This window comes from Cellulomonas sp. HD19AZ1 (assembly GCF_004535805.1).
Lineage (GTDB): Bacteria > Actinomycetota > Actinomycetes > Actinomycetales > Cellulomonadaceae > Cellulomonas > Cellulomonas iranensis.
The window spans coordinates 374,902-391,722 of sequence record NZ_SPHX01000003.1 but is presented as its reverse complement, the minus strand read 5'-3'; the positions used below and the strand labels follow the sequence as shown (position 1 = coordinate 391,722).

The following is a 16,821-nucleotide window of genomic DNA, read 5'->3' as shown; positions in this document are numbered from 1 at the left end:
GAGGGAGTGGGCATGACGGTGCTGCGCTACGCGTACCTCGGGCCGGCGGGGACGTTCACGGAGGAGGCGCTGCGGCAGGTCGCGTCGAGCGACGACGCGGTCTACCTGCCGCAGACGGACGTGGGTTCGGCGCTCGCGGCCGTGCGCTCGGGCGACGCCGACCGTGCGGTGGTCGCGATCGAGTCGACCGCGGAGGGCGGCGTGACCGCGACCCTCGACTCCCTGGCGACGGGTGAGCCGCTCGTGCTGCTGCGCGAGGTGCTGGTGCCGGTGCAGTTCACGCTCGTCGCCGCGCCGGGGGCGCGGCTGGCCGACGTGCGGCGCGTGTCGGCGCACCCGCACGCGTGGGTGCAGTGCCGGCGGTGGCTCGCGGCGCACGTGCCGGGTGCGGTGCACGTGCCGGCGACGAGCAACACGGCGCCGGCGGCGCTGCTGTCGGACGCGCTCGCGTCGGGGGACCCGGACGCGGCCCGGGGGCTCGCGTTCGACGCGGCGCTCGTGCCGCCCGCGGCCGTCGCGACGTACGGGCTCGCACCGCTGGCCGAGCGCGTGGCGGACAACCCGTCGGCGCTCACGCGGTTCGTCGTCGTGGGCCCGCCGGGGGAGGTGCCCGCGCCGACGGGGGCCGACAAGACGACGCTCGTGGTGCACCTGCCCGACAACGAGGCGGGTGCGCTGCTCGCGATGCTCGAGCAGTTCGCGGCGCGCGGCGTGAACCTCTCGCGCATCGAGTCGCGCCCGATCGGCGACGCGCTGGGTCGGTACTCGTTCTCGATCGACGCCGAGGGGCACGTCACCGACGAGCGGATGGGCGAGGTGCTGATGGGCCTGCACCGGCGCTGCCCGTACGTGCGGTTCCTCGGGTCCTACCCGCGCGCGGACGCGGTCGCGCCGCTCGTGCACGTGGGCACGGCGGACGCCGACTTCGTCGAGGCGCGGCGCTGGCTGTCGCGGCTGCGGGCGGGCGACGCGACCTGACGAGCGCGGGCCGGCGCGGTCGGGCTCGGCCCGACGCCCGACCTGCCCCGGCCTGCGACGGGCGTCAGCGCGCGACGCGCACCACGAGCGCGCCGGGGTCGACGCGCGCCGTGAGCTCGCGCGCGCGGCCCACGATGTCGCCGTCGACCTGCACGTGCTCGCCGCCCGCGACCTCGATGTGCAGCTCGCGCGCGCGGGCGTGGTCGATGCGGCCGATCTTGTTGGGCAGCTCGTTGCGCACGCCGACGCCCTGCAGCACGACCTCGCCGAGCAGCTGAGCCCAGCCGGCGATGCCGCCGCGCGTGTCGATGACGGCGACGTCGAGCACGCCGTCGTCGAGCACCGCGTCGGGCAGCAGCGTGATGCCGCCGGGCAGGCGCCCGCAGTTGCCGATGAGCAGGCTGCGCAGCCGCACCTGCTGCGCGGGCCTGCCGTCGAGGGCGAGCCGGACGCGCAGCCGGCGGCCGTGCAGGTGCTTGACCCCCGCGACGAAGTAGGCGATCCAGCCCATGCGTGCCTTGAGCTGGTCGTCGGCGTCGGCGACCATCGCGGCGTCGAACCCGAGGCCGGCGATGACGAGGAAGATGTGGTCGCGCGGCTCGTCGGTGTCGGCCGGCTCGTCGTCCGCGGCCTCGGCGACGTCGTCGTCCATCTCGGACTCGTGCCGCAGGACCCGCAGCCAGCCGACGTCGATGCGCTTGTCCTGGCCGTCGAGCGCGAGCTGCATCGCGCCGATCGGGTCGTTGAGCGGCACGTCGAGGTTGCGGGCCAGGAGGTTGCCGGTGCCCAGGGGCATGAGGCCCATCGGCACGCCGGTGCCCGCGAGCGCCTCGGCGACCGCGCGCACGGTGCCGTCGCCGCCGACCGCGACGACGAGGTCGGCGCCGGCCGCCACGGCCTCGCGCGCCTGCCCGACGCCGGGGTCCTCGACGGTCGTCTCGAACCACAGGGGCTCCGGCAGGTACTGCTCGCTCGCGGCCTTGCGGACGGCCGCGCGCAGCGACGTCACGTCGGGCTTCGAGGGGTTGGCGACGAACGCGACGAGCTGGCCGCGCGGCGCCTGCCCGGCGTCGGCGCCGGCGGGCGCGACGGCCGCCACCTGCGCGCGCAGGCGGCCCTGCTGGCGGTAGACCCACAGCCCCAGCGCGACCGCCACGAGCGCCAGCACACCGGCGGAGACCGCCACCCACCCGACCCACGACATGCCCGGAATCTACGGCCGTGCGGGCCCGGGCGCAGGCCGGGACGCGCCACGGGCGCCCGGGGGCGGTCGCCGGGGCCGGGTCGGTAGGGTCGGGGGGTGATCGATCTGCAGCTCCTGCGCCAGGACCCGGACGTCGTGCGTGCCAGCCAGGTGACGCGCGGCGAGGACCCCCACCTCGTCGACGAGGTGCTCGACGCGGACGCGCGTCGTCGCTCCGCGCTCACCGAGTTCGAGACGCTGCGCGCCGAGCAGAAGTCCCTCGGCAAGCGGGTCGCGCAGGCGTCGGGCGACGAGAAGCAGGCACTGCTGGCGCACACCAAGGACCTCGCGGCGCGGGTCAAGGCGTTGCAGGCCGACGCGGCGGCGGCCGAGGAGCGCGCGACCGAGCTCGCGCGGCGCATCGGCAACGTCGTGGAGGAGGGCGTGCCCGCGGGCGGCGAGGACGACTACGTCGTGCTCGAGCAGGTCGGCACGCCGCGCGACCTCGCGGCCGAGTACGGGCCGGACTTCGTCGTGAAGGACCACCTGGACCTGGGCGAGGGCCTGCGCGCGATCGACACCGAGCGCGGCGCCAAGGTCTCGGGCTCGCGGTTCTACTTCCTCACCGGCATCGGCGCGCGCCTGGAGCTCGCGCTGCTCAACGCGGCCGTGGACCTCGCGACGCGCAACGGCTTCACGCTGACGATCACGCCGACCCTCGTGAAGCCGGAGATCATGGCGGGCACCGGGTTCCTGGGCGCGCACGCCGACGAGATCTACCGGCTCGAGGCCGACGACCTGTACCTGGTCGGCACGAGCGAGGTCGCGCTCGCGGGCTTCCACGCGGGCGAGATCGTCGACCTGTCGGACGGTCCGCTGCGGTACGCCGGGTGGAGCGCGTGCTACCGCCGCGAGGCCGGGTCGTACGGCAAGGACACGCGCGGCATCATCCGCGTGCACCAGTTCCACAAGGTCGAGGCGTTCGTGTGGGCGCGCCCGGAGGACGCCGCGGACGAGCACCGGCGGATCCTCGCGTGGGAGAAGGAGATGCTCGCGCTCGCCGAGCTGCCGTACCGCGTGATCGACACCGCGGCGGGCGACCTGGGCAGCAGCGCGGCGCGCAAGTTCGACTGCGAGGCGTGGCTGCCGAGCCAGCAGCGCTGGCTCGAGCTCACGTCGACGTCGAACTGCACGACGTTCCAGGCCCGCCGCCTGGGGGTGCGCGAGCGCACCGAGGACGGCACGCGCACGGTCGCGACGCTCAACGGCACGCTCGCCACGACGCGCTGGATCGTCGCGCTGCTGGAGAACCACCAGCAGGCCGACGGCTCGGTGCGGGTCCCCGAGGGCCTGCGCCCGTACCTGGGCGGCCTCGAGGTGCTGGAGCCGGTGCGGTGAGCCGCACGCGCCTCGTCGCGCTCGACGTCGACGGGACCCTCATGTCGTACGACGGCGTGATCTCCGCGGAGGTCCGCGCGGGGGTCGCGGCGCTCGTCGAGGCGGGCGTGCACGTGGTCGTCGCGACGGGGCGCGCGGTGCACTCGGCGACGCGCGTGGCGGCCGACCTGGGCCTGACGACGGGTTACGTGGTCGCGTCCAACGGCGCCGTGACGGCGCGGCTCGACCCCGACGAGCCGGGCGGGTACGCGCTGGTGCGCACCGTGACGTTCGACCCCGGACCGGCGCTGCGGACGCTCGCGCTGGAGCTGCCGGACGCGCTGTTCGCGGTCGAGGACCTCGGCGTGGGGTTCCTGGTGTCGCAGCCGTTCCCGCCGAACGAGCTGACGGGCGAGCAGACGGTCGCGACGCTCGACGAGCTCGCGGCGGCCCCGGCGACGCGTGTCGTGGTGCGGGCGCCGGACAGCACCCCCGAGGAGTTCCACGCGCTGGTCGAGCGCGTCGGTCTGCGCGAGGTGACGTACGCGGTCGGCTGGTCGGCGTGGCTCGACCTCACGCCGGGCGGCGTCACCAAGGCGAGCGCGCTCGAGGACGTGCGTCGCGAGCTCGGCGTCGAGCCGTACGAGACGCTCGCGCTGGGCGACGGCGAGAACGACGTCGAGATGCTGCGGTGGGCCGCGTGCGGCGTCGCGATGGGCCACGCGAGCGACGTCGTGCGGTCCGCGGCGGACGAGGTGACGGGCACGATCGAGGACGACGGCGCGGTCGAGGTGCTGCGGCGCGTGCTGCGCTGACGCGCCCTGCACGACCCCGCGGCGACGCCGCCGCAGGCCAGCACGCCGCGTGCGTGGGGCCGTGGGCACGAGGTCCCAGGTGAGCGCATTCCGACGTGCCTCAGGGGCGACGTGACCGAATCGTGACCGAATCGAGCGCTGCCCTGCTTGCGACGACGCGCCGGACGGCGTTGTGTCGTTGCGCCGGTTATCGGAGGACAACGACGTTTTGGGGGATCGATGAGGCACATGCACAGGCGTGCCGGCGCACTGGTCGCCGGGACGGTCGCGGCGCTCGCGCTCGCGGCCTGCAGCACGGGTGAGGGCGGGACGCCGGGCGGCACCGGGACGTCCGGCGGCACCGCCGGCGGGTCGGTCGACTGCGCCGACTACGAGCAGTACGGCGACCTCAGCGGCAAGACGATCACGGTCTACGCCGGGATCGTCGCGCCCGAGGACACGCCCTACATCACGTCCTTCAAGCCGTTCGAGGAGTGCACGGGCGCGAAGGTCGACTACCAGGCCGACAAGCAGTTCGAGCAGCAGATCCTGGTCCGTGCGCAGGCGGGCAACACGCCCGACATCGCGATCGTCCCGCAGCCCGGCCTGCTGGCCCAGCTGGTCGCGACCGGCACGGTCAAGGCGGCACCGGAGGGCGTCGCCAAGAACGTCGAGGAGTTCTGGGACCCGTCCTGGAAGGAGCTCGGGTCCGTCGACGGCACGTTCTACGCCGCACCGTCGGGCGCGAGCGTGAAGTCGCTCGTCTGGTACTCGCCGAAGCAGTTCAAGGACAACGGCTACGAGGTCCCGCAGACGCTCGACGAGCTCAAGAGCCTCACCGAGAAGATCGTCGCGGACGGCAACAACAAGCCGTGGTGCGCGGGCATCGCGTCCGGCGAGGCCACGGGCTGGCCGCTCACCGACTGGATGGAGGACTTCGTCCTGCGCGTCGGCGGCGGCGACGTGTACGACCAGTGGGTCAAGCACGAGATCGCGTTCAACTCCGAGGTGCCGACCGAGGCCCTCGACATGGTCGGCGAGTACCTCAAGGACCCCGCCAACGTGAACGGCGGCTTCGGCGACGTCTCGACGATCGCCACCACCGCGTTCCAGGACGCGGGCCTGCCGATCCTGCAGGACCAGTGCTCGCTGCACCGCCAGGCGTCGTTCTACGCGGCGAACTTCCCGGAGGGCACGAACATCGCCGAGGACGGCGACGTGTTCGCGTTCTACCTGCCCGCCAAGGACGACTCGACCAAGCCGGTCCTCGGCGCCGGTGAGTTCGTCACCGCGTTCTCCGACCGCCCCGAGGTGCAGGCCCTCCTCGAGTTCTGGTCCACCGACACGTGGGCCAACCTCAAGGCCAAGGCCTCGTCCGACGAGACCAACGGCGGCTGGATCTCCGCCAACAAGGGTCTCGACACCGCGAACCTCGTGAACCCGATCGACAAGCTCTCGGCCGAGATCCTGCTCGACCCGGCCTCCGAGTTCCGGTTCGACGGCTCCGACCAGATGCCCGCCGCCGTCGGCAACGGCGCGTTCTGGCGCGAGGCGACCGCGTGGATCACGGGGCAGTCCACCCAGGAGACGCTCGACAAGATCGAGGCCGCCTGGCCGTGACGGGTGACGTGACGCGCGGGTCCTGACGGGCCCGCACGTCCGGTCCGCGGCCGGACCGTCCCGCCCCGCGTGGTGGGACGGTCCGGCCGTCATCCTCGGTGCGCGCGTGCGCCCCGCCCCCGTCCACGGTCCCCTGCCCTGGGAGGCTCGATGAACATCGCCGACAAGCTCGTCGCGATGGTGCTGGCGCTCGTGGCGTTCGCCGCGGTGATCGGCCTGGTCCTGCTCGTCGTCTCGTTGCTGGAACGGCGCGGCGCCCGCCGCGTCGCGTGGTTCTTCGTCGGCCCGACCGTGCTGCTGCTGCTCGTCGGGCTCGTGTACCCCGCGGGTCGCACGGTCGTGCGCTCGCTGTACGACGCGGCGGGCTCGTCGTTCGTCGGCCTGAGCAACTACACCGCGGTGTTCAGCTCGCCCGACCAGCTCGTGGTCCTGCGCAACACCGTGCTGTGGGTGCTCGTCACGCCCGTCGTCGCGACCGTGGTCGGCCTGCTGTACGCGATCTGGGTCAACGGCGCACGCGGCGAGGCCGCCGCGAAGGCGCTGATCTTCCTGCCGATGGCGATCTCGTTCGTCGGCGCGTCGATCATCTGGAAGTTCGTCTACGAGTACCGGTTCTACGACCCGACCGTCGCCAACAACCCCGCCCAGATCGGCCTGCTCAACCAGCTGCTGGTGTGGGTCGGCCTGCCGCCGCAGCAGTTCCTGCTGAACCAGCCGTGGAACAACCTGTTCCTCATCGTCGTGATGATCTGGATCCAGGCGGGCTTCGCGATGACGATCCTGTCGGCCGCGATCAAGGCGATCCCCGCCGAGATCGTCGAGGCCGCGCGCCTCGACGGCGTCACCGCCACGGAGATGTTCCGGTTCGTCACCGTGCCCGCGATCCGCCCGACCCTGGTCGTGGTCCTCACGACCATCGCCATCGGGTGCCTCAAGGTGTTCGACATCGTCCGCACCATGACCGGTGGCCTCTACGGCACCTCGGTCGTCGCGAACGAGTTCTACACGCAGTCCTTCACGGCCGGGAACCAGGGGCTCGGCGCCGCGCTCGCGGTCCTGCTGTTCATCCTGGTGATCCCGATCATCGTCTACAACGTCCGGCAGCTGCGGCGAGCGGAGGCACGATGACCACGACCCCGCCCCCGCCGCAGGTCGTCGCACCCGCCGGCAGCGACGCCGGCACCGTGCGCGGCGACGTCGGCGCCACGCTGCGGGCCACGAAGAAGCGCCTGACGTCGCCCTGGGCGACGTTCGCCGCCGTCGTGCTCGCGGTGATCTGGACCATCCCGACGTTCGGGCTGCTCGTCACGTCGTTCCGGCCCGCGGCCGACATCAACGCGACCGGCTGGTGGACCGTCCTGACGAACCCGAACTTCACGCTCGAGAACTACCAGACGGTCATGGCGGTCGACTCGTCGCAGTCGCTGCTGCCGTTCATCATCAACTCGGTCGTCATCACGATCCCGTCGGTCGTGCTGCCGATCTTCCTCGCGACGCTCGCGGCGTACTCGTTCGCGTGGATGCGGTTCCCGGGCCGGGACGCCCTGTTCGTCGCCGTGTTCGCGCTGCAGGTCGTCCCGATCCAGGTCACGCTCATCCCGCTGCTGACGCTGTACGCCGACATCGGCGTGGCGGGCACGTTCTGGGCCGTGTGGATCTCGCACACGATGTTCGGCCTGCCGCTCGCGGTCTTCCTGCTGCACAACTTCATGCGGGAGATCCCGGGCGAGCTGATCGAGGCCGCGCGCGTCGACGGCGCCGCGCACGTCACGGTGTTCTTCCGGCTCATGCTGCCGCTGCTCAAGCCCGCGCTCGCGGCGTTCGGCATCTACCAGTTCCTGTGGGTGTGGAACGACCTGCTCGTGGCGCTGACGTTCGCCGGGTCGTCCAACACGGTCGCGCCCATGACCGTCGCGCTGTTCAACCTCACGGGGACCCGCGGGTCGCAGTGGTTCCTGCTGTCGGCGGGTGCGTTCGTGTCGATCATCGTGCCGGCGCTGGTGTTCCTGTCGCTCCAGCGGTACTTCGTCCGCGGCCTGCTCGCGGGGTCCGTCAAGGGGTGAGCCGCACGCCCGGGGGCGGGCACGGCGCCGCGTAGCCTGGCGCCGTGCCCGCCCCCGCGCTGTTCGTCGTCTCCGGGCTGACGCAGTACCTCGGCGCGGCGGTCGCGGTCGGGCTGTTCGCGGTGCTCCCCGCGGGCACGGTCGCGTGGCTGCGCGTCGCCGTCGCGGGCGTGCTGCTGCTCGCGTGGCGCCGGCCGTGGCGCGTGCGCGCGCTGTGGGAGCCGCGGAGGCTGGCGGTCACGGTCCTGTTCGGCGTGGTCCTGGCGACCATGAACGTCGCGTTCTACGTCGCGATCGAGCACCTGCCGCTCGGCACGGCCGTCGCGCTCGAGTTCCTCGGCCCGGTGGCCGTCGCCGCCGTCACGGGCTCGGGCTGGCGCGAGCGCGCCGCGATCGGCGTGGCCGCCGTCGGGGTCGTGCTGCTCGCGGGCGTCAGCCTCGACACCGGCCCGGCCGCCGTCACCGGGCTCGTGGCGATCGGCGTGGCCGCGGCGTGCTGGGCCGGCTACATCGTGCTCGGGCGGCGCGTGGCGCGCGCCGGCACGCCCGGCGCGAGCGGCCTCGCGGTCGCGATGGCCGCGGGCGGGCTCGTGCTCGCGCCGTTCCTCGCGGGCGGCGCCGGGCCCGTGCTGCACGACGCCCGGCTCGCGCTGCTCGTCGTCGTCATCGCGGTGTGCTCGTCGGTCGTGCCGTACGCGCTCGAGCAGGTCGTGCTGCGACGCGTGAGCGCCGCGACGTTCGCGGTGCTGCTCGCGCTGCTGCCCGCGACCGCCGCGGTCGTCGGCGCGGTCGTCCTGCGGCAGCTGCCGCACGGCCTCGAGCTCGTGGGCCTCGTGCTCGTGTCCGGCGCGATCGCGCTGACCGCGCGCGGCGGGGGCGACCCGTCGGGCCCGAGCCCGGGCGACGGGCAGCCGCCCGCGCCGGGCTGACGGACGCCCGGCGTCGGAGGTCGCCGGGGCTAGAGGTACTGCCCGGTCGACGGGCGCATGTCGTCGGGCCCGTCCTGGCGCCCGGTCGGCACGCCGAACCCGCCGCCGGGCACCGACGGGTGGCCCGGCGGGAGCGCGCGTCGCATCTGCGTGAGCTGCGCCTGCGCGGCCATCTGCTGCGCCACGAGCGCGGTCTGGATGCCGTGGAACAGCCCCTCGAGCCACCCCACCAGCTGCGCCTGCGCGATCCGCAGCTCGGCGTCGGACGGCGCCGCGTCCTCCGCCAGCGGGAGCGTGATGCGGTGCAGCTCGGCGACGAGCTCGGGGGACAGCCCCTCCTCGAGCTCGTGCAGCGACCGCTCGTGGATCTCGGCGAGCCGCGCGCGGGCCGCGTCGTCGAGCGGCGCCGAGCGCACCTCGTCGAGCAGCTGCTTGATCATCGTGCCGATGCGCATGACCTTCGCGGGCTGCTCGACCATGCCCGTGACGTCCTCGTCGCGCGTCTCGTCGGGCTGCGCGCCCCGGCCGTCGTCGCCCCCGCCGGCCGCGGGCACGACCACGACCCGCGGCCCGTCGGGCGCGTGCTCCGCGCGTGCCGGGTCGGGGGAGGTGCCGTCGTGCCGCTCGCCGTCGCTCACCCCGCCCATCATGGTCGAGCGGGCCGCGCGGCGCAGCCCCGCGCGGCGAGCCCCGCAACTACGCTGGCGGCCATGGCGTGGCTCAGCACACCGGCGCACGCGCGCTGGCTCGAGGGCGAGACCGACCGGCTGTGGGACTTCGGGCGCGCCGCGCGCGCCCGCACGGGGTTCGCGCGGCTCGACGACGTCGGGCGGCCGCTGCCCGGCCCCGCCGAGCTGTGGATCGCGTGCCGCATGACGCACGTCTACGCGCTCGCGCACCTCGCGGGCCGGCCCGGGTCGGCCGCGCTCGTCGACCACGGGGTCGCCGCGATCTCGGGCCCGTTCCACGACGACGCGCACGGCGGCTGGTTCGCCGAGGTCGACGCCGACGGCACGCCCCGCGACACGACCAAGGCCGCGTACCCGCACGCGTTCGTCGTGCTCGCCGCCGCGAGCGCGACCGTCGCCGGCCGCCCCGGCGCGCGCGACCTGCTCGACGCCGCGCTCGCGGTGCAGGAGCAGCGGTTCTGGGACGACGCCGCGGGCATGGTCGTCGAGGAGTGGGACCGCACGTTCACCGAGCTCGACCCCTACCGCGGCGTCAACGCCAACATGCACACGGTCGAGGCGTACCTCGCGGCGGCCGACGTCACGGGCGACCGCGTCTGGCTCGACCGGGCGGCGCGGATCGTCGAGCGGGTCGTGCACGGCTTCGCGCGCGCGAACTCGTGGCGCATCCCCGAGCACTTCGACGCCACGTGGGCGCCCGACCTCGAGTACAACGCCGACATCCCCGCCCACCCGTTCCGCCCGTACGGCGCGACGATCGGGCACTGGTTCGAGTGGGCGCGCCTCACGCTGCACACGCGCGCGGCGCTGACGGCCCGCGGGGACGTCGCCCCCGCCTGGATGCTGGACGACGCGGTCGCGCTGGCCGACGCGGGCGTGCGCGAGGGCTGGCACGTCGACGGCGCACCGGGATTCGTCTACACGGTCGACTGGCAGGGGCGACCCGTGGTGCGCGAGCGCATGCACTGGGTCGTGGCCGAGGCGGTCGCGGCGGTCGCGGCGCTGCACGCCGCGACCGGCGACCCGCGCTGGGACGACCTCTACACGCAGTGGTGGGAGTACGTCGGCGAGCACGTGATCGACCGCGACGGCGGGTCGTGGTGGCACGAGCTGGGCACGGACAACCGCGTGACCCGCACGGTGTGGGCCGGCAAGGCGGACCTCTACCACGCGGTGCAGGCGACGCTGGTCCCGCGGCTGCCGCTGACGCCCGTGATCGCCCCGGCGCTCGCGGCCGGGCTGCTGGACTGACGAGCCGCGCGGGCCTCCACGACCGGGCGGCACGCCCTCAGGGCAGCAGCAGGACCTTGCCGAACACGTCGCCGCGCTCGAGCAGCTCGTGCGCGCGGGCGGCCTCGGCCAGGGGCAGACGTTCCTGCACCACCGGCCGCACCCGGCCGTCGAGCACGAGCGGCCACACGTGCTCGCGGACGTCCTGCACGATCCGCGTCTTCTGCGCGGCGGGGCGGTCCCGCAGCGTCGTCGCGATCACCGACCCGCGCCGTGCCATGAGCGCCGGCAGGTCGAGCTCGCCGCGCGCCCCCTGCTGCAGCCCGATGACCACGAGGCGCCCGCCCTCGGCGAGCAGCCGGACGTTGTCGCCGAGCGCGCGACCGCCCAGCACGTCGAGCACGACGTCCACGCCCCGCCCCTCCGTCGCGCCCTGCACCACCTCACGCACGTCCTGCGCGCGGTGGTCCACCACGACGTCCGCCCCCAGCGCGGCCACGCGTGCGCACCGCTCGGCGCCGCCCGCGGTCGCGACCACCCGGTGCCCGAGCGCGTGCAGCACCTGCACCGCGACCGATCCCACGCCCCCCGACCCGCCGTGCACGAGCACCGTCTCGCCCGGCGCGAGGTGCGCGGCCCGCATGTTCGACCACAGCGTCGCGACGGCCTCGGGCAGCCCGGCCGCGTCGACGAGGGACACGTGCGCCGGCACGGGCAGCACGTGCGTCGCGTCCACCACCACCCGGTCGGCGTAGCCGCCGCCCGCGAGCAGCGCCGCGACCCGGTCCCCGACCTGCGGGGAGGCGCCGGCGAGCGGTGCGCCGTCGTGCGTCGTCGCGGGCGGTCCCACCGCGGCGACCGTGCCCGCGACCTCGAGGCCCGGCCACGGCGGGGCGCCGGGCGGCGACGGGTAGTGCCCCGCCCGCTGCAGCAGGTCAGCACGGTTCACGCCCGCGGCGGCCACGTCGAGCAGGAGCTGACCCGGGCCCGGCTCGGGCTCCGGCACCTGCGCGACGCGCAACGCCTGCGGGCCCCCGGGGGAGTCGACCACGACGGCACGCACCGCGGCACGGTAGGCCGACCGGGTGGGTGGGTGCCCGGAGGCGCGCCGGGCGCGCAGCCCGGGGGTGCCCGATTCGCGACGAACGTGGCGTATCGGTACGGGTGACGTCCGTGGCAAACTCTGGCGGCGGGCTAATGGTCCGGTGTTCAGGTACCGATGAAGCGCAGACGGCAGTCACCTGCGGTGACCGCGTTGCGGGCGCGAGCGGTATCCCGCGTGAGCGTCCGACGTCGGGCGAAAGGGAAGGATCGACATGCTGCGACGGCTCGGAATCCGTGCCAAGGTCCTGGCGGTCCTCGCCGTGCCCATGATCGTCCTGCTCCTCGCAGGCACCTACATCTCCCTCGGCGCGATCCAGGACCTGCGCTACGCCCAGGCCACGCAGAACGTCGTCCGCACGCTCGACGTCATGTCCCCGGTGTCGGCCGCGCTCCAGCAGGAGCGGATCCTCTCGCTCACGGGCGCCTCGGCGGAGCAGATCGCCGCCGCCCGCCAGGCCACCGACCAGGCGCTGTCCGCGGCCCGCGAGGTCACGCAGGACATCGACCTGTCGCAGTTCCCGGCGTCGGTGGTGCGCGACTTCCAGGACCAGCAGAAGACGTACTCGAGCGGTCTGCAGCAGGTCCGCGACCGCGTCGACAACCAGACGCAGCGCGCGATCCTCCGCAACGGCTTCCAGGACATCGTCGACGGTCAGGACCACGTCGTCGAGGGCGTCGCGAACTCGCTGCGCGACCGCGACCTCGCCACCTACATCCGCGCCAACCGTGAGGTCGCCCTCCTCGTCGACGCGCTGGTCAACGAGTACATCACCGGTGTCGAGCTCAAGACCGCCCCGATCGACAGCCCCGTCGCGGCGCGGACGTTCGCCGACCAGGTGACCGCCACCGAGCTCGCCCGCGAGCGCGCCCGCACCGCGGTCGGCGACCTGCGCCTCGACGGCGTCGCGATCAGCACCGGTGACCCGAACGCGGCCGTCCGCTCGATGCGCGCGCTCCTCACGCAGGGCACGCTCGCCGCGTTCGGCTCGGTCGACCTCGAGCAGTGGTCGCAGGAGACCACGACCCAGTTCACCGCTCTCGCGTCGATCAACCAGTCGATCATCGACAAGGCGACCGACACCGCCGCGGACGCCGCGTCGTCCGCGCGTGACACCGCCGTCGTGACCGTCGGCATCGCGATCGCGGCCCTCGCCGCGTCCTTCCTCCTCGCGATCACCGTCGCCCGGTCGATCGTCGTCCCGCTGCGGCGCCTCACCGGCGCCGCCGCGGACGTCCGCGAGCAGCTGCCCCGCCTCGTCGAGCAGGTCTCGACGCCCGGTGAGGGCCCCGAGATCACGCTCGCCCCCATCCCGGTCCGCTCCAACGACGAGGTCGGCCGCCTCGCGCAGGCGTTCAACGCGGTGAACGCCACGACCGTGCAGGTCGCGCAGGAGCAGGCCGCGCTGCGTGGCTCGATCGCCGAGATGTTCGTCAACGTCGCGCGTCGCGACCAGGTGCTCCTCAACCGTCAGCTGTCGTTCATCGACTCGCTCGAGCGCGCCGAGGAGGACCCGGGCACGCTGGCGAACCTGTTCCGCCTGGACCACCTCGCGACCCGGATGCGCCGCAACGCCGAGTCCCTGCTGGTGCTCGCCGGCATCGACTCGGGCCGTCGCCTGCGCGACGCCATGCCGCTGTCCGACGTCATCCGGACCGCCTCCTCCGAGATCGAGCAGTACGACCGCGTCGAGCTCGACCTGCAGGTCGACCCGCACATGCTCGGGTTCAACGCCCTCTCGGCCGCCCACCTCATCGCCGAGCTCCTCGAGAACGCCACCGTGTTCTCGGAGCCCGAGACGCCCGTCGTCGTCACCACCGGCATCACCGGCGGTTCGGTGATCGTCCGGATCACCGACCAGGGCCTGGGCATGACGGACGCCGAGATCGAGGCCGCCAACACCAAGATCGTGTCCGTCTCCGCCGGTGACGCGCTCGGCGCGCAGCGCCTGGGCCTGTTCGTCGTCGGCCGCCTCGCGCAGCGCCTGGGCGCCGAGGTCACGCTGCGCAAGCGGGTCGGGGGCACCGGTACCGAGGCGTTCGTCCGGTTCCCGAACACGCTGTTCTCCGCCAACGAGGTCAACGCCTACGGCGCGCCGCCCGCGGCGCAGGTCCCGGCCCCGGCGGCGCAGCAGATCGAGGCGCCCGCGGTCCGCGAGGTGGACCTCGCGCAGCTCACCGACGGCCAGACCGACCTGGGCCTGCCGCGGCGGCGCCGGGGCGACGAGGCCGGTGCCGCGCCGCTGCCGACCGCGCCCGCCGCGGCGCGTGCGCCCATCACGGAGGCCGGGGCTCCCGCCGCCGGCCTGGTCGGGACGCCCGGCGAGCTGCCGACGCGCTCGCGCAAGACGTTCGACGAGGACAACATCGTCCTGCCCGTGGCGCCCGAGACGACGCTGTCGCCCGAGCTCTCGGTCGACACGGGCGAGTGGTCGCCGGCCGTCCTGGCCGCGCCGCGCGCCACCGGGCTGCCCACGCGGTCGCGCTCCGCCGCACCCGCTCCCGTCGCCGAGCCCGAGCCCGACGCCGGGCGGCAGGCGGCCCTCGCCGACCCCGCCGCACGTGCGGGCCTGTTCTCCGGGTTCCGCGGACGCGAGGCGGCCGTGCCCGCGCCGGACCCCGCTCCCGCGCCCGAGGCGCCGACGTCCGAGGCCGCCCCCGCGGTCGAGGTGCCGGCGCTCGAGCCCGACCCCGCTCCCGCGCCGCAGGCCGACGCCTGGTCCGCCCCGACCTGGCAGGGCGAGGCCTCCTCGCTGCCGTCGCGCGGCGGTGCGTCCGACCTCGCGCAGCGCCAGCCGCAGGACGACACGACCCCCGCCTGGCAGGCGCCGCAGGACGAGCAGCCGTGGGCGCCCGTGCAGGCCGAGTCGCAGCCGCTGGAGGCGGCGCGCGCGGACGAGCAGGCGTGGTCCTCCCCGGCGGCACCGTCCTGGGAGGCGCCGCAGGACGAGCAGCCGTGGGCGCCCGTGCAGGCCGAGTCGCAGCCGCTGGAGGCGTCGCTCGCGGACGAGCAGGCGTGGTCCATGGCGGACGCCCCCTCCTGGGACGCGCCGCAGGACGAGCAGACGGCCCACGACGCGCCGTCGACGCAGCAGGAGCAGCCCGTGTGGGCGCCCTCCTGGGACGCCGGCGCGACCGAGCGGCACCCGGAGGCGGAGCCCGACCGGGCGACGCCGGACGCCGCTGCGGTCGAGGCGCAGCCTGAGACCGAGCCCGAGACCGAGACCGAGGCTGAGCCGGCCTTCACGGCCTACAGCGGCTACTCGGGCTGGGCGGGCGGCGGCGCCGAGCGCCCCGCCGTGGAGTACACCGAGCCCTACGCGCCGTTCGGGCGGTCGCTCGACGAGGCGCGTGCGTGGCACACGGGTGCGATCCCGGTCGTGCCCGAGCCGGCCGCCGAGGAGGCTCCCGGCTGGTCGGCGCCCGCCGCCGAGCAGCAGCCCGCGTGGGCGTCCGCCGAGGACGCGCACCCCGACTGGGGCCTGGCCAGCACGCAGCAGTCCGCCGAGCCGCAGCCCGACTGGGCCGCTGCCGAGCCGCAGCCCGACTGGGCCGCTGCCGAGCAGCAGCAGCCGGTGTGGCCCGTCGCCGAGCCGGCGGCCGAGCAGCAGCCCGTCTGGGCGGCCGCCGAGCCGCAGCCCGCGTGGTCCGCCGAGCCGCAGCCGGCCGTCCCGACGTTCGAGCTCGAGCCCGACGTCGAGGAGGAGGTCGCCGCACCCTGGGCGCCCGTCGCCGCGACGCCGCCGACGACCGTCGCCCCCGTCCCGGCGCCGCCGGTCGACCCCGAGCCCGCCCCGCAACCGGTCGCCGAGGCCTGGCGCACGCCGTCGTGGCAGCAGGCGTCGCCCGCGGGGGACGCCGCGCCGGCGGCACCGTCGGCGGTCGACCCGGCACGTCCCGCCGCGCCCCTGTGGGCCCGGCCGGTCGCCGCCGAGCAGCCCACGCAGATGTTCTCGCCCGTCGAGTCCGCGGACGCCGTCGCGCCCTTCGACCCGCCGGCCGCACCCGCGCCCCAGGCTCCCGTCGCCGCCGCACCGGCGCCGGCACCGGCCTGGCCGGCCGCCCCCGCGGCCCCCGCGTCGCCGGCCGCGCAGCCCGCGTTCAGCGACCTCGTGGCGCCCGAGGAGGACAAGCCTCGACGCCGGTGGGGGAACTTCTTCAGCCGCAAGCGTGACGAGCCCGCGCCCGCGCCGCAGCAGCCGGCCGCGCCGACCCCCGAGGTCACGCGCACGCCCGTCCGCTCGTCGGCCTGGAGCCCGGACTCGGCGCCGGCTGCGCCCGCGCAGCCCGCGCCCGAGGCCACCGGCTGGCAGGCCCCGTCGTGGTCGGCTCCCGCCGCGCCCCCGCAGGCGGCACCCGCGCCGGCCCCGGCGGCGGCCGCGACCCCGCCGGAGGCGCGCACCGCGCCGTCCTGGTCGCCCCCGGAGTGGGCCGCGCGCCAGCCGGCCGCGCCCACGGCGACCGTCCCCCACCCGTCCGTCCCGCCGTCGACCGCGCCCCGCGTGGGCACGCTCGACGACGAGGTCGCGGCGATGCTCGCCCTGCGGTCGGACATCCAGGAGCAGGCTCTCTCGGAGCTGAGCCAGCTGTCCGCGTACCGGCCCAGCGCGGTCGGTGCAGGCGGTTCGGAGCGTCTCATCAAGCGTGTGCCGAGCGCGGTCCCCGCCGCGCCCGCACCGATGGAGGAGCGCCCCGTCCAGCGCGACGCCGACCAGCTGCGGTCCCGGCTGTCGAGCTTCCAGTCGGGCACGTCGCGCGGACGGCGTGCCTCCACCGGACCAGAGAACGGTGACCACCAGTGATCCGACAGCCCCAGATCTCCGGTGACCTGCGTGTCACCGGCGACACCCCGCCCGC

General features: G+C 75.0%; 12 protein-coding genes. 9 read left to right on the top strand and 3 right to left on the bottom strand.

Translation table 11 applies throughout. The features are described 5' to 3' along the window. Positions 1-12: 12 nt before the first annotated feature. Positions 13-978, top strand: a complete 966-nt coding sequence (pheA, locus tag E4A51_RS07980; protein ID WP_134851383.1) for a prephenate dehydratase — start codon at positions 13-15, stop codon at positions 976-978. Between the two features lie 64 nt (positions 979-1,042). Here the strand turns inward: pheA and E4A51_RS07975 are convergent, their stop codons facing one another. Continuing rightward, positions 1,043-2,182 (bottom strand): diacylglycerol kinase family protein, encoded by a 1,140-nt coding sequence (locus E4A51_RS07975; RefSeq protein WP_134851382.1) that lies wholly within the window; start codon positions 2,180-2,182, stop codon positions 1,043-1,045. A gap of 96 nt (positions 2,183-2,278) precedes the next feature. On the opposite strand from E4A51_RS07975, the gene serS reads away from it, so the two are divergent. The 6 genes from serS (at position 2,279) to E4A51_RS07945 (ending at position 8,944) form a co-directional block, all read left to right on the top strand. Then, entirely contained in the window at positions 2,279-3,559 is a 1,281-nt protein-coding gene (serS, locus tag E4A51_RS07970) for a serine--tRNA ligase (RefSeq protein ID WP_062100957.1), read from the top strand. Next, the gene (locus E4A51_RS07965; RefSeq protein ID WP_046529375.1) at positions 3,556-4,353 is read left to right on the top strand and encodes an HAD family hydrolase; all 798 of its coding nucleotides are present in this window, start codon (positions 3,556-3,558) and stop codon (positions 4,351-4,353) included. The genes serS and E4A51_RS07965 overlap by 4 nt, the downstream gene beginning before the upstream one ends. Before the next feature lie 228 nt (positions 4,354-4,581). After that, a complete protein-coding gene (locus tag E4A51_RS07960) occupies positions 4,582-5,952 on the top strand; it encodes an ABC transporter substrate-binding protein (RefSeq protein ID WP_307416503.1) in 1,371 nt (456 codons plus the stop codon). A gap of 150 nt (positions 5,953-6,102) precedes the next feature. Continuing rightward, positions 6,103-7,080 (top strand): carbohydrate ABC transporter permease, encoded by a 978-nt coding sequence (locus tag E4A51_RS07955; protein WP_070320326.1) that lies wholly within the window; start codon positions 6,103-6,105, stop codon positions 7,078-7,080. Further along, complete coding sequence (locus E4A51_RS07950; RefSeq protein ID WP_082131488.1) at positions 7,077-8,015, top strand: carbohydrate ABC transporter permease; 939 nt, start codon at positions 7,077-7,079, stop codon at positions 8,013-8,015. The genes E4A51_RS07955 and E4A51_RS07950 overlap by 4 nt, the downstream gene beginning before the upstream one ends. Before the next feature lie 44 nt (positions 8,016-8,059). After that, complete coding sequence (locus E4A51_RS07945) at positions 8,060-8,944, top strand: DMT family transporter (RefSeq protein ID WP_134851381.1); 885 nt, start codon at positions 8,060-8,062, stop codon at positions 8,942-8,944. 29 nt (positions 8,945-8,973) lie between these two features. On the opposite strand, the gene E4A51_RS07940 is transcribed toward E4A51_RS07945, so the two are convergent. Next, positions 8,974-9,591, bottom strand: coding sequence for a bacterial proteasome activator family protein (locus tag E4A51_RS07940; RefSeq protein WP_070320324.1), 618 nt, complete (start codon positions 9,589-9,591; stop codon positions 8,974-8,976). Positions 9,592-9,654: 63 nt separating this feature from the next. Here E4A51_RS07940 and E4A51_RS07935 point away from each other — a divergent pair, with 63 nt between their 5' ends. After that, positions 9,655-10,884, top strand: coding sequence for an AGE family epimerase/isomerase (locus E4A51_RS07935; protein ID WP_134851380.1), 1,230 nt, complete (start codon positions 9,655-9,657; stop codon positions 10,882-10,884). A 37-nt stretch (positions 10,885-10,921) separates the two neighbouring features. On the opposite strand, the gene E4A51_RS07930 is transcribed toward E4A51_RS07935, so the two are convergent. Further along, positions 10,922-11,926, bottom strand: a complete 1,005-nt coding sequence (locus tag E4A51_RS07930) for an NAD(P)H-quinone oxidoreductase (protein WP_134851379.1) — start codon at positions 11,924-11,926, stop codon at positions 10,922-10,924. A gap of 253 nt (positions 11,927-12,179) precedes the next feature. Here E4A51_RS07930 and E4A51_RS07925 point away from each other — a divergent pair, with 253 nt between their 5' ends. Then, entirely contained in the window at positions 12,180-16,766 is a 4,587-nt protein-coding gene (locus tag E4A51_RS07925; protein WP_134851378.1) for an ATP-binding protein, read from the top strand. The last annotated feature ends 55 nt before the right edge of the window (positions 16,767-16,821 follow it).

Excerpts from the sequence above, each read along its gene's own strand:
- E4A51_RS07975 (WP_134851382.1), bottom strand. The coding sequence starts at position 2,182 with ATGTCGTGGGTCGGGTGGGTGGCGGTCTCCGCCGGTGTGCTGGCGCTC.
- E4A51_RS07955 (WP_070320326.1), top strand. The coding sequence starts at position 6,103 with ATGAACATCGCCGACAAGCTCGTCGCGATGGTGCTGGCGCTCGTGGCG.
- E4A51_RS07925 (WP_134851378.1), top strand. The coding sequence starts at position 12,180 with ATGCTGCGACGGCTCGGAATCCGTGCCAAGGTCCTGGCGGTCCTCGCC.
- E4A51_RS07935 (WP_134851380.1), top strand. The coding sequence starts at position 9,655 with ATGGCGTGGCTCAGCACACCGGCGCACGCGCGCTGGCTCGAGGGCGAG.
- E4A51_RS07940 (WP_070320324.1), bottom strand. The coding sequence starts at position 9,591 with ATGGGCGGGGTGAGCGACGGCGAGCGGCACGACGGCACCTCCCCCGAC.
- pheA (WP_134851383.1), top strand. The coding sequence starts at position 13 with ATGACGGTGCTGCGCTACGCGTACCTCGGGCCGGCGGGGACGTTCACG.
- E4A51_RS07950 (WP_082131488.1), top strand. The coding sequence starts at position 7,077 with ATGACCACGACCCCGCCCCCGCCGCAGGTCGTCGCACCCGCCGGCAGC.
- E4A51_RS07960 (WP_307416503.1), top strand. The coding sequence starts at position 4,582 with ATGCACAGGCGTGCCGGCGCACTGGTCGCCGGGACGGTCGCGGCGCTC.